Genomic DNA, 24,490 nt, shown 5'->3' on the forward strand with positions numbered 1-24,490 from the left:
CAACACCCCCAAAAACGCCACCACCGCATCCACCGACCGCGGCAACGCCACCACCACACGCGACTCCCCACCCACCCCCAACAACCTCAAAAACCCCGCCAAACGATTCGCCCGACCATCCAACTCCCCATACGACACCACACCACCCTCGAACTCCACCGCCACAGCACCCGGAGCCCGCACCACCCACTCCTCGAACAACCCCGAAAGTGAGCCCTGCGGTAGGGCTACACCCGTCGCATTCCACTCCTCCAAAACCCGACGCCGCTCCTCGGGCACCAATACATCAAGCCCACCCACCGGAACGTCCGGGGAGCCCATCACCACACCCAACAACCAAACCAACCGCTCCACCAACAACTCAGCAGCCCGCCGATCAAACAAATCCGCCGCAAACGTCAACCCACCCCGCAGACCAGAAGAAGAGTAGGGCGAGAAGGCAAAGGAAAGATCGACCTTGGCGCTCTCCGTTTCCGCCCCTATCGGACTGACGGAAAGCTCCGGGAGAACGGGCAGCATGCCGTTTTCCGGAGCGTTGTTGAGGGTGAGCATGACCTGGAAGAGGGGGTGGCGGGACAGGGACCGCTCGGGGTTGAGGATCTCCACCAGCCGCTCGAAGGGCAGATCCTGATGCGCGTACGCCTCCAGATCCGTCTCCCGCACCCGCGCCACCAACTCACGGAACGTCGGATCCCCCGACACATCCGTACGCAACACCAGACTGTTGATGAACAACCCCACCAGATCGTCCACCGCATCATCACCACGCCCGGCCACCGGCGTACCGATCGGAATGTCCTCACCCGCACCCGACCTCGACAGCAGCAGACCCACCGCCGCCTGCAACACCATGAACACACTCGCACCCGACTCCCGCGCGAACCCCGCCACCCGCTCCATCACATCCACGGGCACCACGAAATCCACCCGGCCACCCCGGTAACTCGCCACCGCCGGACGCGAACGATCAACCGGCAACTCAATCTCCGCCGGCAACCCCGCCAACCGCTCCCGCCAGTACGCGATCTGCGCCGCGACCACGCTGTCCGGGTCATCCTCCGAACCCAGCAACTCCCGCTGCCACACCGCGAAATCCGCATACTGGACCGGCAGCATGGGCCACTCAGGCAGCACGCCGTTCATTCTGGCCCCATACGCGACACTCAGGTCACGCACCAGTGGACGCACGGACCAGCCATCGCTCGCGATGTGATGCACCAGCACGAGCAGCACGTGCTCCTCGGCATCGAGCTCGAACAGCACCGCTCGTAGCGGGAGTTCTTGTTCGAGGTCGAAAGCGTGACGTGCGGCAGCCGCCAGTTCCGCCGCCAGCTCGTCCTCCGAGCAGCGGATCACCGCCAACTCTGATTCGCAGTCGGCCACTGCACGTATGACCTGGTACGCACCCTGTGTGTCCTCAGCGAAGACCGTGCGCAGACTCTCGTGCCGCGCCACCACATCACCCAGCGCCAACCTCAGCGCCTCCCGGTCCAGCCTGCCGCTCAACCGCAACGCCAACGGCACGTTGTACGCCGCCCCCGGCCCCTCCAACTGATGCAGGAACCACAACCGCTGCTGACCGAACGACAACGGCAACCGCCCCGGACGACTCCCCGCCCGCAGTACCGGCACACGACTACGACCCGCACCCTCCACCACACGATCCAACCCCACGACCGTCGGAGCCTCGAACAACTGCCGCACCGACAACTCAACACCCAGAACAGCACGCACCCGACCCACCAGACGCGTCGCCAACAACGAATGACCACCCAGAGCAAAGAAGTCATCGTCAATACCGACCGCCGGCACACCCAGCACCTCGGCGAACAGACCACACAAAATGTCCTCGCGCGGCGACCGCGGCCCACGCCCCGCCACCACATCGACCAGCGGCTCGGGCAGCGCCCGCCGGTCCACCTTCCCGTTCGGCGTCAACGGCACCTCATCCAGCACCACCAGCGCGGGAACCATGTAATCCGGCAGACGCCGCCCCACCTCCGCACGCACCGCACCCAAATCCAGAACCACACCATCCTCAGGAACCACACCGGCAACCAACCGACGGTCCCCCACCATGTCCTCTCTCACCACCGCAACCGCCCGGGCCACACCCCCACAACCCGCCAACGCCGCCTCGACCTCGCCCAGTTCGATACGGAAACCCCGCACCTTCACCTGATCATCGACCCGACCCACAAACTCCAGAACACCATCACGACGCCACCGCACCACATCACCCGTGCGATACATCCGCTCACCCACACCACCAAACGGACACGCCACAAAACGCTCCGCCGTCAAAGCCCCCCGACCCCAATACCCCCGCGCCACCTGCACGCCCGCCACATACAACTCGCCGGCGACACCCACCGGCACCGGCCGCAGGAACGCGTCGAGCACGAATACCCGCGTATTGGCGACCGGCTTTCCGATGGGGGCGGGCCGGTCAAGGCCGTCGTCCTCGCAGTGCCAGTAGGTCACGTCCACCGCGGCCTCGGTCGGCCCGTAGAGGTTGTGAAGTTCGGCCCCGAGCGTGCGGTGGAAAAGTTCCTCGGTGGCAGCGGACAGGGCCTCACCGCTGCACAGGACACGCTTCAGTCCGGTGCAGGCCGCAGCCGTGGGTTCACGTAGGAAGGCATCCAGCATCGACGGCACGAAGTGCACCGTCGTGATGCCGGCGGATTGAATGAGCCCCGACAGATACGCCGGCTCCCGGTGTCCTCCCGGCCGCGCGAGGACGAGCGTCGCTCCGCTCAGCAGGGGCCAGAAGAACTCCCACACCGAGACGTCGAAGCTCGCCGGGGTCTTCTGGAGGACCCGGTCCCGAGTGGTGAGGCCGTATTCGTCCTGCATCCACCGCAGTCGGTTGACGATTCCCTTGTGCGGTACGAGGACGCCCTTGGGCTCTCCGGTGGAACCCGAGGTGTAGATCAAGTAGGCCGCCTGCGACGAGGAGACCAGGGCGAGCGGCGGGTGCTCCCCGGTGAACGCTTCCGTCTGCCGTCGCGTCGCGGGGTCGTCCACCACGACGACCTGGAGACCGGTGGGCGCGGGGAGCCCGCTCTTCAGGTGCTGAGTGGTGAGCAATGCCGTGGGTTCCGCGTCGGCGAGCATGAACGCGATGCGCTCGGCCGGGTACTCGGAATCGACGGGCAGGTAGGCGCCGCCCACCTTGAGTACGGCGAGCAAAGCCACGACCAGGTCGAGTGACCGGGGTATCGCCACCGCCACCCGGCTCTCCGGCCCGGCTCCCATGGACCTGAGCAGGTGGGCCAGGCGGTTGGCGCGCGTGTCGAGCTCTCGGTACGACAGCGCGGAGTCCTCGAATTGCAGGGCACAGGAGTCCGGAGTCCTGGCCGCCTGCTGTTCGAACAGTTCCGACAGCGATGTCGCCGCCGTCCCCGCCCTGTCCGCCGCGGTGTCGTTCCACTTCTCCAGGATCTGTCGCCGCTCGCCCTCCAGCAGCATGTCCGCCCGGCTGACGGGGACATCCGGAGACTCCACGGTCACAGTCAACAACCGCACGAGGCGGTCCGCGAGGAGCTGGGCGGACTCGCGGTCGAACCGGTCGGTGCTGAAGTCCAGGACGCCTCGCAGTCCACCGGTGTCCCGGTGCTCACCCAGGTGGAAGTTGAGGTCGTAGCGCACTGTGCCGGTCTCGACCGGGTGCAGCACGACATCGAGGGCGCCTGCGGCGTCGGTGCCCTCACCCTGCTCCGGTGCTGGGGTTACGTCCGCGTTGTTGAGGGTGAGCATGACCTGGAAGAGGGGGTGGCGGGACAGGGACCGCTCGGGGTTGAGGATCTCCACCAGCCGCTCGAAGGGCAGATCCTGATGCGCGTACGCCTCCAGATCCGTCTCCCGCACCCGCGCCACCAACTCACGGAACGTCGGATCCCCCGACACATCCATACGCAACACCAGACTGTTGATGAACAACCCCACCAAGTCATCCACCGCGTCATCACCACGCCCGGCCACCGGCGTACCGATCGGGATGTCATCACCCGCACCCGACCGCGACAACAGCACACCCAACGCCGCCTGCAACACCATGAAGACGGTGGTGTTGTTCGACAGGGCGAACGTCTGGATCCCGGCGTGCACGTCCGCGGGCACGCTGAACGTGACACGGGCGCCGCGGTGGGAAGCAGCGGCCGGCCGCGGGCGGTCCGCAGGCAGCTCGATCTCCGCCGGCAGGTCGGCGAGCCGCTCCCGCCAGTACGCGATCTGCGCCGAAACGAGACTGCCCGGATCGTCCTCCGAACCCAGCAACTCCCGCTGCCACACCGCGAAATCTGCATACTGCACCGGAAGCACCGGCCACCGCGGCTCACGGCTCGCCACCCGTGCCTCGTAGGCCGCGACGAGATCGCGGCGCAGAGGGCCGACCGACTGGCCGTCACCGGCTATGTGGTGCACGAGCAGGAGCAGGGCGTGCTCATCGGGACCGAGCTCGAACAGAGTGGCCCGGACCGGAACGTCGACCGTCAGATCGAAGCCATACCGGGCAGCCTCCTCCAACCGCTCCGACAGCTCCTCCCGCCCGCACGGGGAAACAGACCACGGAACCGCGACCCCCGCATCCAGCACCCGCTGATACGGCCCCTCCGCATCCTCCGCGAAGACCGTGCGCAGACTCTCGTGCCGCGCCACGACATCACCCAGCGCCAACCGCAGCGCCTCCCGGTCCAGCCTGCCGCTCAACCGCAACGCCAACGGCACGTTGTACGCCGCCCCCGGCCCCTCCAACTGATGCAGGAACCACAACCGCTCCTGGCCGAACGACAACGGCAACCGCTCCGGGCGCACCTGTGCCCTGACCACCGGCACACGTCCCCGATCGGCCCCGTCCAACACCCCGTCCAGCCCCGCGACCGTCGGAGCCTCGAACAACTGCCGCACCGACAACTCAACACCCAGAACAGCACGCACCCGACCCACCAGACGCGTCGCCAACAACGAATGACCACCCAGAGCAAAGAAGTCATCGTCAATACCCACCGCCGGCACACCCAGCACCTCAGCGAACAGACCACACAAAATCTCCTCGCGCGGCGACCGCGGCCCACGCCCGGAAACCACAACCACCTCAGGCTCGGGCAGCGCCCGCCGGTCCACCTTCCCGTTCGGCGTCAACGGCACCTCATCCAGCACCACCAGCGCGGGAACCATGTAATCCGGCAGACGCCGCCCCACCTCCCCACGCACCGCACCCAAATCCAGAACCACACCATCCTCAGGAACCACACCGGCAACCAACCGACGATCCCCCACCGCGTCCTCCCTCACCACCGCAACCGCCCGGGCCACACCCCCACAACCCGCCAACGCCGCCTCGACCTCGCCCAGTTCGATACGGAAACCCCGCACCTTCACCTGATCGTCGACCCGACCCACAAACTCCAGAACACCATCACGACGCCACCGCACCACATCACCCGTGCGATACATCCGCTCACCCGCGCCCCCGAAGGGGCACGCCACAAAACGCTCCGCCGTGACGTCGCTCCGGCCCCAGTAACCGCGGGCAACCCCAGCACCCGCCACATACAACTCACCCGACACACCCACAGGCACCGGCCGCAGGAACGCGTCGAGCACGAACACCCGCGCGTTCGCCAGCGGCCGACCAATGGAAACATCCGAACCCGACTCCACCACCCCACTCGTCGACCACACCGTCGTCTCCGTGGGCCCATACACATTCACCACCGACGCCACCGAATCCACCAACAACCCCGCCACATCACCCGGCAACGCCTCACCCCCCACCAAAGCGTGAACATGCTTCAGCCGGCCCCCCGCAACCGCCAGGATCTCCCGCCACAACGACGGCGTCGCCTGCACCACCGACACACCCGACGACACCACCAAATCCACCAACAACCCCGCATCACCCACCACTTCAGAAGACGCCAGAACCACACAACCACCCGCCGTCAACGGACCGAACAACTCCAACACCGCAATATCAAAAGCAAAAGTCGTCAACGCCAGAACACGACCCGAACCCGAACCCACCACACCCCGCAAACCCGCCAACACATTCACCACACCACCCTGCGACACCACCACACCCTTCGGCCGCCCCGTCGACCCCGACGTATACAACACATACGCCGCCTGCTCCCGACAAGAAACCACCCCCAAAGAACCCGAAGAAAACTCAGCAAGCCGCGACACCACCACCGGATCATCCAACAAAACCAACGGCACACCCCCACACCCGCCAACACCCGCCCCCGACACCGAAATCACCGCCGACGGCGCACAATCCCCCACCACAAAAGCAATCCGCTCCACCGGATACGACGGATCCACCGGCACATACACACCCCCCGCCTTCAACACCCCCAAAAACGCCACCACCGCATCCACCGACCGCGGCAACGCCACCACCACACGCGACTCCCCACCCACCCCCAACAACCTCAAAAACCGCGCCAAACGATTCGCCCGACCATCCAACTCCCCATACGAAACAGCCTCCCCACCACACTCCATCGCCACCGCACCAGAGGCACACCGCACCTGCTCCTCGAACAACCCCACCAACGACGCCTTCGGGACATCAACCGCCGTATCGTTCCACCCCTCCAATACCCGCCCACGCTCACCCGGCACCAATACATCAAGCCCACCCACCGGAACATCCGGCGAACCCACCAACGCACCCAACAACCACACCAACCGCTCCACCAGCAATTCAGCGGACCACCGCTCAAACACATCCAGCGCAAACGTCAAACCGCCCCGCAAACCATTCTCTGGATCCATCTGAGCGAATTCGAAGGTCAGGTCGAAGCGGGCTGCGTCATGCGTCGCACGGATTTCGCTCACGTCAAGGTGCGAGGCATTCGATTCGACCCCGGCGGACGTCTGGTTGTTAAAAATGAGCATGACCTGGAAGAGAGGATGCCGGGACAGGGACCGCTCGGGGTTGAGGATCTCCACCAGCCGCTCGAAAGGCAGATCCTGATGCGCGTACGCCTCCAGATCCGTCTCCCGCACCCGAGCCAGCAACTCACGGAACGTCGGATCCCCCGACACATCCGTACGCAGCACCAGATTGTTGATGAACAACCCCACCAAGTCATCCACCGCATCATCACCACGCCCGGCCACCGGCGTACCGATCGGAATGTCCTCACCTGCACCCGACCGCGACAGCAGCACACCCAACGCCGCCTGCAACACCATGAACACACTCGCACCCGACTCCCGCGCGAACCCCGCCACCCGCTCCATCACATCCACGGGCAACACGAAATCCACCCGGCCACCCCGGTAACTGGCCACCGCCGGACGCGAACGATCCACCGGCAACTCAATCTCCGCCGGCAACCCCGCCAACCGCTCCCGCCAATACGCGATCTGCGCCGAAACGAGACTGCCCGGATCGTCCTCCGAACCCAGCAACTCCCGCTGCCACACCGCGAAATCCGCATACTGCACCGGCAACGCCGGCCACCGCGGCTCACGCCCGGCGACACGCGCCTCGTACGCGCTCGTGAGATCACGGACCAAGGGCCTCAGCGACCAGCCGTCGGTGGCAATGTGATGCACCAACAGGAGCAGGACATGGTCCTCGGGGCCGAGCTCGAACAGGGCTGCGCTGACCGGGATCTCGGTGGAGAGGTCGAAGGCATGCCGGGCAGCAGTCGCCAACCGCTCCGGCAGCTCGCCCTCCGTCACCTGGGCGACGGTCCACGGAACCTCGACATCCGCGTCCAGCACGACCTGGTACGCACCCCGGGCGTCCTCGGCGAACACCGTGCGCAGACTCTCGTGCCGCGCCACCACATCACCCAGCGCCAACCGCAGCGCCTCCCGGTCCAGCTCACCGCCCAGCCGGACCGCCGAAGGAACGTTGTAGGCCGCCCCCGGCCCCTCCAACTGATGCAGGAACCACAACCGCTCCTGGCCGAACGACAACGGCAACCGCTCCGGGCGCACCTGTGCCCTGACCACCGGCACACGTCCCCGATCGGCCCCGTCCAACACCCCGTCCAGCCCCGCGACCGTCGGAGCCTCGAACAACTGCCGCACCGACAACTCAACACCCAGAGCAGCACGCACCCGACCCACCAGACGCGTCGCCAACAACGAATGACCACCCAGAGCAAAGAAGTCATCGTCAATACCCACCGCCGGCACACCCAGCACCTCAGCGAACAGACCACACAAAATGTCCTCGCGCGGCGACCGCGGCCCACGCCCCGCCACCACATCGACCAGCGGCTCGGGCAGCGCCCGCCGGTCCACCTTCCCGTTCGGCGTCAACGGCACCTCATCCAGCACCACGACCGCGGACGGAACCATGTACTCCGGAAGGCTCCGGGCGCACTGCGCGCGCAGCGCCGCCCCGTCCACCACCGCGCCCGGCTCCGCCGTCACGTACCCGACCAGTCGGCGGTCGGCCTCGTCGTTCACTCGCACCGTCACGACCGCGCGGGCCACACCCCCACAGCCCGCCAACGCCGCCTCGACCTCGCCCAGTTCGATACGGAAGCCCCGCACCTTCACCTGGTCGTCGGCCCGGCCCACGTACTCCAACACCCCGGTGTCACGCCACCGCACCACATCACCCGTGCGGTACATCCGCTCACCCGCGCCCCCGAATGGGCACGCCACGAATCGCTCCGCCGTGACGTCGCTCCGGCCCCAGTAGCCGCGGGCGAGCGGCGCACCCGCCACGTACAGCTCGCCGGGCACGCCGACCGGCACCTGCCGCAGGAACGAGTCCAGTACGAAGACCCGTGTGTTCTGGAACGGCGTGCCGATCGGCACGGCGCCCCGCGGCGTCGTCCCGCCCGGGTCCAGGCGCCACTCCGTGCAGTTCACCGTGGCCTCGGTGGGGCCGTACGCGTTGTAGACGGTGACGTCGGGGTGACGGCGGCGCCAGGCGTCCAGCACCTCGCCCGTCAGCGCCTCGCCGCCGACCACCAGGGTGCCGGCCGGAGCGACCACGTTCTCGTGGTCCTCCATCAGCGCCAAGTGGCTCGGGGTGACCTTCAGCAACGTCGCTCCGGCACCGTCCTCCAGGTCGTCCAGGCGCACCCGGCCACCGCTCACCAGCGGCGTGAACAGAGCCGTCACCGTCAGGTCGAAGGAGAGCGAGGTGTGGAGCACGGAGTTCCCGGTGACCCCGGCGTACGTCTGCCGGTTCCGCAGCAGGTAGGCGCCGAGCGAACGGTGCTCCACCACGACGCCCTTCGGCCGTCCGGTCGAACCCGACGTGTACACCACGTACGCCGCCTGGTCCGGGCGCCGCTCCAGCACGTCGGGCGGGGTCGAGGGAAGTCCGGCGAGTCGAGCCGCCAGTTCGGGGGCGTCGAGCAGGACCAGCGGTGCGTCGCCGTGTCCGGCGGAACCGGTGCCTTCGGTAGACCCTGTGCACGGGACCGGGCCGCCCGGGACCACGCCGGTGTCCGAGAACGAGATCACCGCCGCCGGCTCGCAGTCCTCCAGCATGAAGGCGATCCGCTCCGCCGGGTACGACGGATCCACCGGGACGTAGGCGGCCCCTGCCTTGGAGACGGCCAGCAGCGCCGCCACCGCGTCCACCGATCTCGGCAGTGCCACCACGACGCGCGACTCCGTGGCCACCCCCAACGAGCCCAGGTGGCGCGCCAGACGATTGGCCCGCGCGTCCAGCTCGCCGTACGACACGGCTTCCCCTTCGAACTCCACCGCCACGGCTTCAGGGGCGCGTGCCGCCTGCTCCTCGAACAGGGCGGGGAGGGAGGCCCATGGCACGTCGGCCGCCGTGTCGTTCCACTCCGCCAGCAGCAGCCGTTCGCCGGGCAGCGACACGTCCATACCGCCCACGAGGCGTTCCGGAGCGTGGGCGATGGTCCGCAGGACGCGCGTCAGGACCTCGGCGATCTTCTGGACGCGGTCGGCCCCGAAGAGGTCGGGGCGGTGCACGAGACGGCCGCCGATCCGCTCGCCCGTGCCGGAGATCAGTGTGAGCGGGTAGTGCGTGGCGTTGCGGGACCGGACGTCCCGTACGCGCAGGGCGGCCCCGTCCCCGTCGTCGGTGTGCCGGGGGAAGTTCTCGAACACCATGCCCGCGTCGAACAGTTCGTCCACACCTGCGGCGCGCTGGATGTCCATGAGGCCCAGGTGGTGGTGGTCGAGCATGCGGGCCTGCTCCTGCTGCACCCGGACGAGGAGACCGGAGAGGGACTCCTCGGGCCTCAGCCGGACGCGGAACGGAACGGTGTTGATGAACAGGCCGACCATGTGCTCGGCGCCGTCGAGCTCGGCGGGGCGACCGGAGACGGTCATGCCGAACACGACGTCGTCACGGCCGGTGAGGCCGCCGAGCACCAGCGCCCAGGCGCATTGGAGCGCGGTGTTGAGGGTGATGCCGCGGGCCCGGGCCACGTTCACCAGGGCCGTGCCGGTCTCCTCGTCCAGAGCGAAGTCGAGGCGTTCGGGCAGCACGGTGGCGGGAGAGGCCCCGGGCGCCAGGAGGCAGGGGCCGGGGAGCTCCGCCAAGGCCTCGCCCCAGGCCCGCTCGGCGGCGGCCCGGTCGCGGGTGCGGAGCCATGCGAGGTGGTCGCGGTGGGGACGGACGGCGGGCAGCTCACCGGGGACGGCGCCGTTGCGGTAGAGCACGAGCAGTTCGCGCAGCAGCACCGCCATGGACCAGCCGTCCACCACGGCGTGGTGCGCGGTGAGCACGAAGCGGAAGCTCTCCTGTCCGAGGCGCAGCAGGGTGAAACGGATCAGAGGGGCGGCACCGAGGTCGAAGCGCCGCAGGCGGTCGGCTGTCACCTCGGCCTCCAGGGCTTCGCGCCGCTCCGCTGCGGGAAGCCGGCTCAGGTCGTGCCGGTGCCACGGCAGTCGCACCCGGCGGCGCAGGAGCCGCACCCATTCGCCCGTGCGACGCTGCCGGAAGGAGGAGCGCAGGTTGGCGTGGCGCCGCAGGAGTTCCGCCGCGGCGGCGCGGAGGGCCGCTTCGTCCAGGGCACCGTCCAGGTCGAAGGCGACCTGAGCGACGTAGGAGTCCGGTGCGCCTTCGTCGTAGACATGGTGGAAGATCATGCCCTCTTGCAGCGCGGTCACCGGCAGGATGTCCTCGATCGACTGTGCGCGCGCGTTCACCACGGACGTCCCTTCAGTCCACGACACGATGCGATGCGATGCGACGCGTCAAATGCGACGCGTCAAATGTGATGCGTCCGGAGAGGAGCGGGGCAGGGGCACGTGAACTGGCGGCTCCCCCGGTTCCTCGATGCTTTTCCCGTACACGGGAAATTTGAAGCTAGTTGCCCTTTGAAGAGCGCGTCAAGACTTTCAGGAAGCGCCGAAATCCGTGGCTTTATGGGAATGGATCGGGGGCCGCCGAGGGTGCGGCGGAGGAATCCCGGGGGGGATTCGATGGCTGCACTCAGCCGTTCGCCGCGGCTGCGCCGCCGATGATGTCCGCGGTCTCCTGCGGCCGCGTGCCGGTGAAATAGTGGCCGCCTTCGGTGAGTTCATGGAGCTCGACCTGGTCGGCGATGACCTTCCAGTCCCGGTAGCGCTCCGGACCCCGCTCGGTGGACGGGTCGTCCGCCGCGAGGACCACGTGGACGGGGGCGTTGAGACGGTGTGCCTGCGGGTCCTCGTGCAGGGCCAGCAGGTGGGCGTTGGTGGTGCACACGTCGTGGCGGTACGCCGTGCCGACGAGGTCGGCGCGTTCGGGCTTCAGCCCGTCCAGTTCCACGTAGGCGCTCTCCGCCAGCAGCCGCTGGGTGATCTCGGCCGCGCCGAGTGCGCTGACCTCGGCCGTCTCCGCCTCAAGGACAGCCACCGGGTCAAGGAGCATCGCCCCCAGGAACACCCGGGTCAGCTCGGCTCCGCTCGCCTCCAGCAACCGTGCGGTGGCCAGTGCGTGGGCGCTGCCGGCGCAGTGTCCCCAGAGCATGACGGGGCCGGTGACGTCGCGTCGTACCTCGTCGTGGACGCGGTGCGCGATCTGCGCGACGTCCTGGGGGAGTTCCGCGGTTCCGGTGAAGTCGCGGGCGGGTGGTTCCACGCCGAGGACCGTGATGCGACGCTCGGCGAGCCGCTTGGCCAGGAGCTGGAAGTTCACGGCGTTGCCGCCCGCGTAAGGGAAGCAGACCAAGGTGGCCACCGCGTTCGGCACCGGGTCCGCCAGCCGTTGCAGCAGATCGTGCCCGGGTGCTTCGGCCGCCGCGCCGGAGTCGATGAGCCGGGCGAGGTCGGCGAGTACCGGCGTGCTGATGAGCTGCTTGAGCGAGATGGCCCGGTCGAGCTTGACGACGAGGCGTACGGCGGTGAGCGAGGTGGCGCCCAGGTCGAAGAAGTGGTCGCGGCGGCCGATCCGTTCGACCGGGATTCCGAGTGCCTCGGCCCATTCCGTGGCGAGCCGCTGTTCGGTGGGGGTCTCGGGGAGGGCCTGCGAGCCCTGCGCGTGCCCCAGGGTCTGCGCGAGCGCCGCGAGCGCCTGCTTGTCCACCTTGCCGTTCTCGTTCAGCGGCAGTGCGTCCAGGCGGTGGATGGGCGAGGGGACCATGTACGCGGGGAGCAGCGTCGCCAGGTGGCGGTGCAGTGCCTCCTCCTCGACGTGCTCCCCGGCCGCCACGAACGCGACCAGGCTCTTCTCCGTGCCGGTGGTGTGCTCGACGAGGACGACGCAGTCCCGCACGCCCGTCGCGGCGCGCAGCTTGTTCTCGATCTCGCCGATCTCGATCCGGTAGCCGCGGATCTTGACCTGCTGGTCGCGGCGGCCGAGGAACTCGATGGTGCCCTCGGGCAGCCAGCGGCCGAAGTCTCCGGTCCGGTACATCCGTTCGCCCGGCACGTACGGGTCGGTGACGAACGCCTGCCGGGTGCGCTCCGCGTCGTTGATGTAGCCGCGTCCGACGGACACGCCGGCGAAGACGATCTCGCCGGGTGTGCCCAGGGGCGCCAGCCGTCCGTGGTCGTCGAGCACGTAGGTGCGGACGTTGCGCAGCGAGCGGCCCACCGAGACGAAGTCGCGGACCGGTGGCGCGGTGAGTACTTCGTGCATGGTGTCGTCACTGACTTCGGTGGCCCCGTAGGCGTTGACCAGTTGCACGTGCGGCTGGACCGTGAACCAGCGGCGGACCGGGTCGAGCTTGAGTGCCTCGCCGGTGATGGAGATCGAGCGCAGCACCCCGAGGTCGCGGGGCCGGCGTTCCAGCTCTCCGAGCAGGATCTCGAAGTACGAGGGCACCAGTTGTGCGACGGATACCCCGGCCAGGTCCAGTTCGGCGAGGAAGTGCTCGGGGGCGAGCTGGGTTTCGGTGTCCACGATGCGCGCCGACGCACCGACCAGGAGCGGTGCGACGAGCTGCCACAGGGAGATGTCGAAGCACTGGGAGGCGGTCTGCGCCACCACGTCGCCCTCGTGCAGGTCGACGGAGTCGATCTTGGCATAGAGGTGGTTGACCATTCCGGCGTGTTCGCACTGCGCGCCCTTGGGTGCGCCGGTGGATCCGGAGGTGAAGTACACGTAGGCCAGCTGGTCGGGGCGGATCTCGACGCCGGGGTCCCGGGCGTCGGCGCCGTCCTGGAGGAGGTCGTCCACGAGCAGGCAGGTCCTGGCACGGCCGGACACCTCGGCGGTGTCCGCGAGGAGCGTCCGCGCGGACCCCTGGCCGAGGACGAACCGGCACGCGCTGCGGTCGAGCTGGGTCGCGACGCGCCGTGCCGGGAAGTCGGGGCGTACGGGCAGATAGGCTCCGCCGGCCTTGAGGACGCCCAGGACGGCGGCCGCCCACGGCAGCGTGCGGTCCATCACCACGGCCACCACGTCCTCGGACCGCAGCCCCTGCGCCAGCAGTGCGGCGGCGATGCGGTTCGCCGCGGCGTTGAGGCTCGCGTAGTCCCATGTGGTCTCGCCGTGGGAGACGGCGGCCGCGCGCGGATGGGCGCGCACCCGCGCCTCGAAGAGCTGGGGGAACATGGCATCGGGCAGGGGCAGGACGGGGCCGGCCAGGCCGGTGATGTGGTGCTCCCGCTCCTCGTCGGACAGCAGCTCCTGCAGGTGGTGCGCGGCGTCCGGGGCAGTGGTCAGCTGCTCGAAGGCCGTGCGGACGTAGGCGCCGAGCCGAGCCGCGTACGTCGCGTCGATGGCGTCCGTGCGGTACTGGAGGCGCAGTCGCGGCCGGGTGGCGTGCGCTGCCCACGTCACGCGGAGCGCGGTGTCCGGCGCGAGCGGGGCGGGCCCCTCGGGGTCATCCGCTGCGGCCGAGGGGCGCATGTCGAGCACGATGTCGTACGGGGTGGCGCCGGGGTCCGCCCGGCGGTCGGCGGGCACCTGCTCCCGTTCCGCGGCCACCGCCGCCACGACGTCGTGCCAGGACCCGTCCGGTATCGGGACCGTCAGGGTGTGCGGCGTCGTCGACCCGCCCGGCGCGGCGGCGGGGAAGTACCCGACCGTGACGGTCTTCTCGGCGGTGACCGCGCTGAGCACCTTCGTCAGGACGGCGAGACGCAGGGTCTCCGCTTGTGCCGTCGGCCCCGTGGCCGCGGCGGCGTCGGCCGGGGTCCGGCCGGCGGGCAGCTGCACCGTCAGCTCGCGCACCGCGGCCGGTGCTCCGCCGCCGGGGGCGACCCACCGGGGTATCCGTGTCGGCGCAGGACGATGAACTCTGGACATGCCTCAACCCCCGTCTCCGGGCGGATGCGCCCGTGGCCCGACCGAACGTGCGGACTGTGACTCACCATCTGGCGTCGTGCTGCCGCGGCCTTCAGCCACCCATGGCCTCGATGAGGCTCTTGGGGCGCATGTCGGTCCAGGTTTCGTTGACGTAGTCGAGTGCCGACTGGCGGTCCGTCGATTCGAGGGCCACCGTCCACCCGGCGGGCACTTCGGCGAACGTCGGCCAAAGGGAGTACTGCCCTTCGTCGTTCACCAGAACCAGGTAGGTGCCATCGGGGTCTTCGAAGGGATTTACGCTCATGGTCCGGCTCCTTCGCTCCTTCTTCACGCGCGGGTTTGCGCGGCACACAGGACCGAAGTGTACGAATCCCGGTGTGCCGGATCACCGGCTGACGGGAATTCCGGCGGGGATTCAGGAACGGCTTAATGATGGCGGAGGAGGGGAGCCGGAGCCGTCGCCTCAGTCATTCACCACCGGTGAAAATCCGTGACAGTGGTGGGCGCGCTTGCCACAGTGAACCGACACCCCGGGAGAGCGCCCGGGCCCGTGGAAAGGCGGCGCGAACGTGGACACCGCGCATCCCGCCACAGCGACGAGCGGTGAGTTCCGTTCCTTCATGACGTGCTTCCCGTCGGGGGTCGCCGTCCTCACCACAGCCCTGCCGGACGGGACTCCCCTGGGCATGACGTGCACGTCGCTGTGCAGCGTTTCCCTCTCGCCACCGGTGCTGCTGGTGTGCATCAGAAGTGCGAGCCCGACGTTGAAGGCCGTTCTGGAGCGGGGCGTCTTCGCGGCGAACCTGCTGCACGAGGACGCCCGGGACACCTCCGAGCTGTTCAGTTCCGGTGCCCCCGACCGGTTCGACCGGGTGGCCTGGACACCCGGTCCGGGCAGTGGTGTCCCGCATCTGACCGACGGGGCCCACGCGATCGCCGACTGCACGGTGCGGCAGTACGACAGCATGGGCGACCACCGGGTGGTCTTCGCCGAAGTGACCGGGGTGCGGATCGCTTCCGGTCCGCCCCGGCCTCTGCTGTACGGCCTGCGCCAGTACGCGGGGTGGCCGTCCGGCTGACGGCCGCCCCGCTGGGCGCACCACACCGTTCAGGCGCGGGCGCCCGGCCTCGGCCCGCATGTGGTGCGCGCGGGTCCGCACGTGGTGCGCGCGGGCTCGGCCGTGCCGGAGTCAAGGGCAGGGCCGCCGACCATGGCGAGGGCCGAACCGAGCGCCGTGAGGGAGTGCAGCATCGTGTTCGACCGTCTTCGGCTGGTCACCAGGCCGGCTTCGCGCAGCACGGTCGCGTGCTGACTGGCCGCGGCGGGCGAGATGCCGAGCCTGCGGCCCAGTTCGCTGGTGCTGCACGTCTCGGTCAGCGCCTGGAGCACCTTGGCCCTGGTCCGGCCGACGAGGGCGGCCAGCGCGCGGTCCCCGGCCCTCGCGGCGCTCCACAGGCTGTCCGCCGTGTCGAGGTCCAGCGGTGCCGGGTAGACCAGCACGGGTGCCCGGTCCGTTCCCGCGGGGTCCGCGAACACCATCGGCTGGGCGAGGAAGAGCGACGGCACGATGACGAGGCCGTTGCCCCGCAGCTCGATCTCCTGCTTACGGCCCGACGCAACGGTGAGCACGGGCGGAGACCAGTCGATCCAGGCGTGTAACGTGCTGAGCAGGTGCTCTATCCCGCCACCGACCAGGAGTCGGCAGCGCCGGTCCCGGTCGAGCTGGAGGTGGGTGCGCGCCTGTGCCCAGTACGGGGCGACGCCCAGGTCGTGGACCCGCTCCATCACGGGGTCGAGGCATTCGACGTCGTCGGCCGCCCCTTCCGACGACACCAGATCGAACAGCCAACTGCCCCGGGCGCGCTGCTGCAACTCCCCGGATTCGGGAGCGGGTCGGGGCCGCAGCCCGCCCGGCCCCGTCAGCGCGTCGGCTGACGAGCGGGCCCGGCGCATCCTGAGACCGACCGCCTCGCGCCATTTGGCGAAGGGCGCTCCTCCCGCTCCCCGTCTCAGGAGATCGACCGCGAAGACCGCCTCGGCAACGGGACCCACCGTCGGCACGATCTTCAGTTTGGCGAGGTCATCAATGGTGAAGTGCACGTTCTGCATGGATCGATCCCCCAGGGGCGAGCATCCGCCGCTGGGCCGGCGGACGCGCACGCGAACGTCTTGCGGACAGGATCGGCGCGATCCACGGGGACGCGCCGGTATATGCCGGTCAACACGTCAGCCACATCCGCTGCATGACGGCACGTCAGTTCGACTGCCTCCGCGGAACGGCTTGACGTCGACACGCTCAGGTGCGGGGAATCCGTCGGTGGCCCGGCGGCCACGCCGCTTGAGCGGTCCCGCATCATCAAGGAGCACGGCGGGAGCGGGATGCCAGGAACTCAACGACATCCACCCCCATGGAGAAGTGCTTCAACTGTCCACACTCTAAGGGCTCAATACGGTAAAGGTAACCACTATTTCAGGGCTACTTATCTACCTCATACGGCGTAGGGACGGCGATAGGCGCGACAGAAGGACGGCCCGGTCCGCCACCGCCGCGGGGGATCGACGGTGACGGCCGGAGCCGAGACCTGGCAGCGCGTCGGAATGCGGTCAGGCATCCCGTCGACGCAGCACGGCCAGGCCGATCAGGTGGGCCGCGACGGCCCAGGACAGGACGATCAGGAGGCCGACCAGTGAGGGGTACGGGTCACCGCCCCCCTTCATGAAGTGGTCGCCCGCGCTCTGCGGGAGGGCGTCGTTGATCTTCCGGAGCACCTCGCTGCCCGGCCCGAGCAGGACGAACGGCAGCCCGGCCAGCAGGAAGAAGAGGGAGGCCAGCGCGCCGACGGCGGACCTGCACACAAAGGCGACACCGACCGAGAGCACCGCGACGAGCGCCAAGTAGGCGCCGATCGACAGCAGTTGGACCGCTGCCTCCCCCGTCTCGAACGACGCGTGTCCGCGGAAGGGGACCCACGCCACGGCCATGCCCAGCGCGCCGAGCAGCACTCCGCCGACGAACGAGACGGCTCCGGTGACGACCGCCTTCGCCAGCTGCACCCGGTGCCTGACCGGAACCCACTGCAGCGAGGTCCGGATGCTGCCCGTGGCGTACTCGCTCGTCACGGTCGTCATCGCCAGGACGACGACGATGAACTGCAGCAGGATGACGGAGGCGATCGGCGCCTTGCCGACCGCCTGCACCGGCTCGTCGTTGATCCGCGCGATGGATCCGTAGTAGAAGGCGAACACCGCCATCAGCCCCACGCCCACCGCCATGCAGACGTACGGCGTACGGGTCGTCCACAACTTGCCCCACTCGGCGGCGACGGCTCCGAGGAGCCCGCCGCCCGTGTGCTCCGTGCGGGACCGCTCGGGAGCGTCCGCACGCGTCGTACGTGTCACGGTCGCCATTCCCTCACGCCTCCGTCTTCCGCTGGGCGGCCGGTACGCCGAAGACCGTGCGCGCCGTGCCGTATTCAACGCTTTCCGCCGTCAGTTCCATGTACGCCTGTTCCAGTGATGCGGACACCGCATTCAAGCCATGCAGCCGTACGCCGAGTCGGTGCGCCAGGTCGCCGACTTCCTCCACCGTCCAGCCGCTGACCACCACCTCGTCGTCACCGGCCGGCTCCACCCGTGCGCCCTCGGAGGCCAGCAACTGCTCGGTCAGCGCCCGCAGTCCATCGGCGTGGGGGCTGCGCACGCGCACGCCGGCCCGGGAGCTGCTCGCCAGCAATTCCGCGATGGGGGCGTCGGCCAGCAGCTTCCCCCTGCCGATGACGACGAGCTGGTCCGCGGTCAGCTGCATCTCGCTCATCAGGTGGCTGGAGAGAAAGACGGTCCGGCCCTCGGCGGCCTGGGTCCGCACGAGTTCACGGACCCACCGCACGCCGTCGGGGTCCAGGCCGTTGACCGGCTCGTCGAAGATGAGGACCTGGGGGTCGCCGAGCAGGGCGCCCGCGACACCGAGCCGCTGGTACATGCCGAGCGAGAACGAACCGGCTCGTTTGCGCGCCACCTTCGTGAGGCCCACCGTGTCCAGCACCTCGTCCACGCGGCGCGCCGGGATGCCGTTGCTGCGCGCCATGGTGAGCAGGTGGTTGCGGGCCGAACGGGCGGGGTGCAGCGCCTTCGCCTCCAGGAGGGCGCCGACCTCGCGCACGGGGTGGCGCAGCGAGGAGTAGGGCTTGCCGTCGATGAGGGCCTCGCCGTCGGTGGGGTTGTCGAGGCCGAGGATCATGCGCATGGTCGTCGACTTGCCCGCGCCGTTGGGGCCGAGGAAGCCCGTCACCTGCCCTTCCTTGATGTCCAGCGTCAAGCCGTCGACGGCGAGTGTGTCGCCGTACCGCTTGGTCAGTCCTCGCAGGGTGATCACGTGTTTCCCTCGTCCGTTCCTTCGGAATCCCTGTTCCGGGATCAACCGTAGGAAGCGCGCGGCCCGCGCACATCTGCCGTACGGCAGCGGCTCCCCTTACCAACGGCATCACCGTCCATGACTTTCGTCAGGGGGCTCGCCGATGAGCCATCGGTCGGCCGCTTCTGACGGGTCGCCAGAGTGAGGGCGTCCGTATACTGCACCGGTGATCCAGGTGCTGCTGGCAGACGACGAGGCCATGATCCGTGCGGGTGTCCGGGCGATCCTTTCGAAGGATCCCGGCATCGAGGTCGTCGCCGAGGCGGCCGACGGACACGAGGCCGTCCAGGAGGTGCGCCGGCACCGGCCCGACGTGGCGCTGCTCGACATCCAGATGCCGCGGCTCGACGGCATCGCGGCCGCTGCTCGGATCCACCGCGAACTGCCCGCAACGGCCGTGCTCATGCTGACCACCTTCGGCGAGGACGACTTCATAGCCAGGGCGCTCCAGCAGGGTGCGAACGGCTTCCTGCTGAAGGCGGGTGATCCGCGGGAGCTGATCGCGGGAGTGCACGCGGTCGCCGCGGGCGGGGCGTACCTCTCGCGGAAGGTGGCGGACCGGGTGGTCGCGGGGCTCCGCGGTGGCCACATGGCGAACGGGGCGTCCCGCTACCCCGTCGGGGACCTCACGGAACGGGAGCACGAGGTACTGGCGCTGCTGGGGACGGGCCTGTCGAACGCCGAGATCGGAGCGCGTCTGCACCTGGTGGAAGGCACCGTGAAGGCGCACGTCAGCGCGGTACTCGGCAAGCTCGGGGTGCGCAACCGGGTCGAGGCGGCGATCGCGGCCCACGAGGCGGGCCTGACCGGCCGCCGTGACCGGTGACCCGGTCTGGCGTCCGCCATCAGGCTCCCGTCGTGAATCCGAAGTCCGCGGCGAGGTCCGCCACGCTCGGGGGACGGCCGAGGCAGCTGCTGACGGCTGCCGCTTCCACGGCCCGCAGGGACTGGCGGGCCAGTTCGGCCGGCAGCACCTCGATGTCGGTGAGCAGGGTGACCCACACGTCCGACCCGCGACCGCGCACCCGCAGGGTCTGTTCGGTGCCGTGCGCCTGGAAGGGCTCGGAGCAGGTCACGTCCGAGCCGAGCGGCTCCAGTTCGGCCCGCGTCGGGGCGGCGTCGAGCACGGCGCCCGGCTGTTTGTCGAGGCAGTCGTAGAGCCGCTCCAGGCGCACGGGGCCGTGCTCGGCGGCGGCCTCGGCGAAGAGCCGCTCGACGCTCGTGATGTCGTACTTGCCGTGGTGGTACGCCTTCAGCAGGTCGTGCTGGCAGCGGCGTGCCGCCTCCATGACGGTCTCGGTGCGCGCCGTGTGCAGGACGGTCAGACCGGGCTGGCACATGCAGGCGAGGCTGCTGCCCGTGCCCGGTTCGAACCGGTTGGTGACCATCACTTTGAACGGTATCCGCTCCTGGCCGGTATGCGCCGCGAACAGCGAGCAGAAGGGTGCGAGGACCAGCGCGCCCAGGGAGACCCGCTCCGCGTGCCTGAGCCAGCGGGACGCCGTGCGCAGGGCCGTGGAGTACAGGTCGACGCGGACCATGGTCCTGGGCCGCTTGCCCGTCATGCCCTCGGCGCCGGCCGGGACGTGCGGGCTCGCCGGTACTTCGAGGTACTTCGCACGCAGGTACGCCAGGGTGCGCTGGTGCCTGCGCCGGCCCGACGGGGAGTTCTCGGAGGCGGCGATGTCGCAGGGCTGGGCGCGCTGCTCGTCCTGCCGCCACTCCCGGGGCGGTGCGGTGAGCAGTTGGTGGAACTCGCTCCTGAGCAGGGCGTGGGCGAACGCGTCCGACGCGCTGTGGTTGACCACGCAGAGGACCAGCCAGACGAGCCCGTCGCCGTCGCGTACCAGCCCGAACCGCACGGGCAGGTCGCGGCTCAGATCGAATGACGCCCCTGAGACCTGCTTGACCAGCGGGTGCTCCAGCATGTTCGTGTCGCGGTCGGCGACGGTGTCGACGGGGACGTCCAGCGGTCGTACCTCGTGCACCCGCTGTACCAGCCCGCCCGCCGCCGCGTCGTCCACCAGCGTCGTCCTCAGTCCCTCGTGCCGGCGCACCAGTTCGGCGAGCGCCGCCCTGACGGCCGGTTCTTCGGCGGGGGCCGCCGGCTTCCACCACTGGCACAGGTTGAACAGGTGCCGCCGCTCCGGTGGCGCCGCCATCTGCTCGTACCACTGTGCCCGCTGTCCGAAAGTGGCCGGCGCGCTGCGCACGACGCCGTCACCGGGCCCGGTCTCGTCGAGAGGAGTGATGGCGGTCGGCCTTCCGTCGGGGCGGGTTTCCGCGGTGGTGCCGGTCATGCCGTGGTGTAGGCGTCGGCCTGCAGTGCGTACATGTCCGCGTAGCGGCCTCCGCTCGCCATGAGTTCGGCGTGCGTGCCCTGTTCCACGATGCGGCCCTGGTGCAGGACGACGATGCGTTCCGCCCTGCGGACGTTGACCAGGCGGTGGGTGACCAGGATCGTGGTCCGTGATCCGGTGCCCTCGCCGTCCAAGGCGCTCGCGCGGCGCAGGCCCTCGAAGACGACGGCCTCAGCCTTGGCGTCCAGTGCGGCCGTGGGCTCGTCGGCGAGGAGGACGGCGGCGTCGCGGTAGACGCCGCGGGCGACGCCGAGGCGCTGCCACTGGCCTCCCGAGAGGTCCTGACCGCCGACGAACTCCTTGGACAGGATGGTGTCCTCGCCCTTGGGCAGGGACCGCACCACCTCGTCGGCGCCCGATGCGGACACCGCCCGCCGCCAGCGCTCCTTGGACGTGTCGTCGTACTCCAGGCGCCCCATGCGGATGTTGTTTCCCGCGGTCATCGGCCAGCGGGCCGGTTCCTGGGAGATCAGGGCCACCTGGTCAAGGACCGACCCCTCGGTGGTGGTGGCGATGTCCACCCCGTCCCACAGCACCGCGCCGGACGTGGGCCGGTACAGACCGGCGATGATCTTGCTGAGAGTGGTCTTGCCCGACCCGTTCTCGCCGACGAGCGCCACCACTTCGCCGCGTCTGATGCACAGGTTGATGTCGCGCAGGGCGTGCTGGGTGCTGCCGGGATAGCTGAACTCGACGTTCTCGATGCGGATCTCGGTGGGGTTGTGCGGGGCCAGGGCGGCGCACGGGGGGTGGTGGCGGCCCGCGGCGTCGCTCAGCAGGCCGTGGTAGAGGTCGATGTAGTGCGACAGTTCGTACACCCGGTTGAGCGAGCGCATCGTGGCCGCGAGCCCGGTGTTGGCGTTGCGCATCGCCAACACGGCCGTGCCCGCCAGGGCGAGGGGCATGACTCCCTGGTGCAGCAGGATGCCCAGCAGGACGTAGGCGAGCCCGGTGCTCAGGCCGCTGAGGGTGCGGCCCACCAGCTGGACGAACCCCTTCTTCGTCTCCAGCCGCACGGTCTCCTCGGTCAGCTGGGAGGCGACGCGGCGGTGCTCGGCCATGAGCTGGTCCTGGAGGCGGTACGCGCGCACTTCCGCTGCCAACTCGCGCTTGACGATGAGGTCCTGGACCACGCCGATGCGCAGCTGGCGGGTGGCGTTGCTCAGGAAGCTGAGGAAGTCCAGTTTGCCGACCTGGGTCGCCGACCACATCTCCGCCAGCGCGGCGAGCAGCATGACCGGCAGCAGCCACAGGCTCAGCACGGCGGTGGCGACGAGCGCGGACGCCATCGTCACCACCGATCTGAGCGCTTCGGCGAGGAGCCGGATGCTCTGGTCGATCGACGGCAGGCCGCGTCGTATGCCCTGCCGGATCAGTTCGCGGAAGCTGGGGTCGTCGAACGCCTTGAGTTCGACCGCGACGACCGCGCTGTTCATCGCGTCCTGGGCCTCTTCCATGATGCGGGGCCGCAGCCGGCCCTGCAGGACGGTGGCCGCGCTGTCCATCAGGGCGCGGGTGGCGTACGAGGCGACGACGGCGAGCACCGACGGCAGGGATTCCACCACGCGGTCCGGGGTGGGCCCCTCGGACAGCAGGACGGTCAGGACGTTCGCCGTGGCGAGCAGGCCGACCGCGGCCACGGCACCGGCGAGCAGCTGGGCCACGCCCACGACGACGGTGAGTGTGGGCGAGGCGCGCCAGGACAGTCGCACGATGGCCGTGATGGCGGCGGGGACGGCACGCAGGGTCGCGGTGACACTGCGCTGGGCGGCCGTCTCGCCCGGGGTGGCCCAGGTGGGCTTCGCGAAGTCCTCCGTGCCGATGAGGGAGGGCGTTCGCTGCGCCGGTCCGTTCTCCACGGGTCTCCTCAGCTTCTCGGCGGGATCGGCGTGCGGGTGAGGTGGGCGGCGATGCGGTCGAGTCCGGTGCGGAGTTCGGCCCGGTCGCGTACGAGCGCGATCCTGACCCAGCCGTGGCCGGCCTCCGGCGGCGTGAAGAAGGACGCGCCGGGGGCGACGAGGACCCCGGCGTCCTCGACCAGCCGCCGGGCCAGCTCCCCCGAGTCACCGGCCAGCGCGGCCGTGCCGGCCAGGACGAACCAGCCGCCCTGCGGGGCCCGCACCGTGCAGCCGGTCCTGCGCAGCGCCTCGCACACCAGGTCGCGGCGGTCCTGGAACAGCGCGCGAGCGGTGGCGACCGACGCCTCGTCGGTGGGCCCGAACGCCACCGCGCCGCGCTGCAGCGGGTGGGGCGCGCCGAGTGTGGTGCGCTCGTGCACGCGGCGCAGTGCCGCGGTGAGGTCGGGCGGTGCGAGGCAGTAACCGATCCGCCAGCCGCTCATCGCCCGGGTCTTGGAGAGACTCCCGACGACGACCGAGCGGTGGCGCAGGGCCGTCAGGTCGCCCACGGGTGACAGGTGCCGGTGCCCGTCGTAGACGAACCGGTCGTAGACCTCGTCGATGATCAGCGTCAGGTCGTGCCGTTCGCACACGGCGGTGAGCGCGTCGAACTCGGCCCGGTCGAAGACGCGACCGGTGGGGTTGTGCGGGTTGTTGAGGAGCACCGCCCGGGTCCGGGGCGTGACGGCGGCTTCCAGCGCATCCGCTTCGAGGCGCCAGACACCGTCGGTCAGGGGCACGAAACGCGGTACGGCACCGGCCAGTTCGACGACTCCGGGGTGGTTCTCGAAGAAGGGCTGCGGGACGAGCACCTCGTCGCCCGGGTCGGTGGCCGCGATGAGCGCGACCAGCACGCCTTCGGTGGCTCCGGCGCTGATCGTGATCTCGTGCTCGGCGTCGACCGGCACGCCGCGCACGGCGGTGAGTTCCGCGGCCAGGGCGCGCCGGAGCTCCGGCAGCCCGGCGGGGTCGGCGTACTGGTTGCCCCCGGAGCGCAGGGCCGCGACGGCAGCTTCGACCGCGGCCTCGGCCGGTCCGCCCTGGGGGATGCCGAGGGCGAGGTCGATGGCCCCGCCCGCGCGCGCGGCGGGCAGCAGCGCGGCGAGCGCCATCGGGGTGACCCGCGCCGTACGCCGGGACAGCCGCGTCATGCGGGGCCTCTGGTGGGGC

At 69.6% G+C, this 24,490-nt stretch carries 11 protein-coding genes; 2 read left to right on the forward strand and 9 right to left on the reverse strand.

The genetic code is table 11. The annotated features are described in order from the left end of the window. From ACF062_RS35660 to ACF062_RS35670, 3 genes are all read right to left on the reverse strand, one after another. On the reverse strand, positions 1 to 11,124 hold an 11,124-nt coding region (locus ACF062_RS35660; RefSeq protein ID WP_392143833.1), incomplete at its 3' end, for an amino acid adenylation domain-containing protein. A 283-nt stretch (positions 11,125 to 11,407) separates the two neighbouring features. Continuing rightward, positions 11,408 to 14,575, reverse strand: a complete 3,168-nt coding sequence (locus tag ACF062_RS35665; RefSeq protein ID WP_392143835.1) for an amino acid adenylation domain-containing protein — start codon at positions 14,573 to 14,575, stop codon at positions 11,408 to 11,410. A gap of 166 nt (positions 14,576 to 14,741) precedes the next feature. Beyond that, the gene (locus tag ACF062_RS35670) at positions 14,742 to 14,954 is read right to left on the reverse strand and encodes an MbtH family protein (RefSeq protein ID WP_223778304.1); all 213 of its coding nucleotides are present in this window, start codon (positions 14,952 to 14,954) and stop codon (positions 14,742 to 14,744) included. A 265-nt stretch (positions 14,955 to 15,219) separates the two neighbouring features. Here ACF062_RS35670 and ACF062_RS35675 point away from each other — a divergent pair, with 265 nt between their 5' ends. Then, positions 15,220 to 15,729, forward strand: a complete 510-nt coding sequence (locus ACF062_RS35675; RefSeq protein ID WP_392143837.1) for a flavin reductase family protein — start codon at positions 15,220 to 15,222, stop codon at positions 15,727 to 15,729. 29 nt (positions 15,730 to 15,758) lie between these two features. Here the strand turns inward: ACF062_RS35675 and ACF062_RS35680 are convergent, their stop codons facing one another. The 3 genes from ACF062_RS35680 to ACF062_RS35690 form a co-directional block, all read right to left on the reverse strand. Next, on the reverse strand, positions 15,759 to 16,760 hold the full coding sequence (locus ACF062_RS35680; RefSeq protein WP_392143839.1) for a winged helix-turn-helix domain-containing protein: 1,002 nt from the start codon (positions 16,758 to 16,760) through the stop codon (positions 15,759 to 15,761). A gap of 495 nt (positions 16,761 to 17,255) precedes the next feature. Next, complete coding sequence (locus tag ACF062_RS35685) at positions 17,256 to 18,059, reverse strand: ABC transporter permease (protein ID WP_392143841.1); 804 nt, start codon at positions 18,057 to 18,059, stop codon at positions 17,256 to 17,258. 4 nt (positions 18,060 to 18,063) lie between these two features. Then, entirely contained in the window at positions 18,064 to 19,023 is a 960-nt protein-coding gene (locus ACF062_RS35690) for an ABC transporter ATP-binding protein (protein ID WP_392143843.1), read from the reverse strand. Between the two features lie 214 nt (positions 19,024 to 19,237). On the opposite strand from ACF062_RS35690, the gene ACF062_RS35695 reads away from it, so the two are divergent. Next, entirely contained in the window at positions 19,238 to 19,888 is a 651-nt protein-coding gene (locus ACF062_RS35695; protein ID WP_392144080.1) for a response regulator, read from the forward strand. A 19-nt stretch (positions 19,889 to 19,907) separates the two neighbouring features. On the opposite strand, the gene ACF062_RS35700 is transcribed toward ACF062_RS35695, so the two are convergent. The 3 genes from ACF062_RS35700 to ACF062_RS35710 are packed head-to-tail and all read right to left on the reverse strand — an operon-like array spanning position 19,908 to position 24,471. Next, positions 19,908 to 21,362 carry a condensation domain-containing protein gene (locus tag ACF062_RS35700; RefSeq protein WP_392143845.1) on the reverse strand — a complete coding sequence of 485 codons (1,455 nt, stop codon included), beginning with the start codon at positions 21,360 to 21,362 and terminating at the stop codon, positions 19,908 to 19,910. After that, positions 21,359 to 23,281: an ABC transporter ATP-binding protein gene (locus ACF062_RS35705; RefSeq protein ID WP_392143847.1), complete on the reverse strand. Its 1,923-nt coding sequence runs from the start codon at positions 23,279 to 23,281 to the stop codon at positions 21,359 to 21,361. The genes ACF062_RS35700 and ACF062_RS35705 overlap by 4 nt, the downstream gene beginning before the upstream one ends. Positions 23,282 to 23,289: 8 nt before the next feature. Beyond that, positions 23,290 to 24,471 carry a pyridoxal phosphate-dependent aminotransferase gene (locus ACF062_RS35710; RefSeq protein ID WP_392143849.1) on the reverse strand — a complete coding sequence of 394 codons (1,182 nt, stop codon included), beginning with the start codon at positions 24,469 to 24,471 and terminating at the stop codon, positions 23,290 to 23,292. Positions 24,472 to 24,490: the final 19 nt, after the last annotated feature.

The sequence above is a fragment of the Streptomyces sp. NPDC015345 genome (genome assembly GCF_043078805.1).
Classification (GTDB): Bacteria; Actinomycetota; Actinomycetes; order Streptomycetales; family Streptomycetaceae; genus Streptomyces.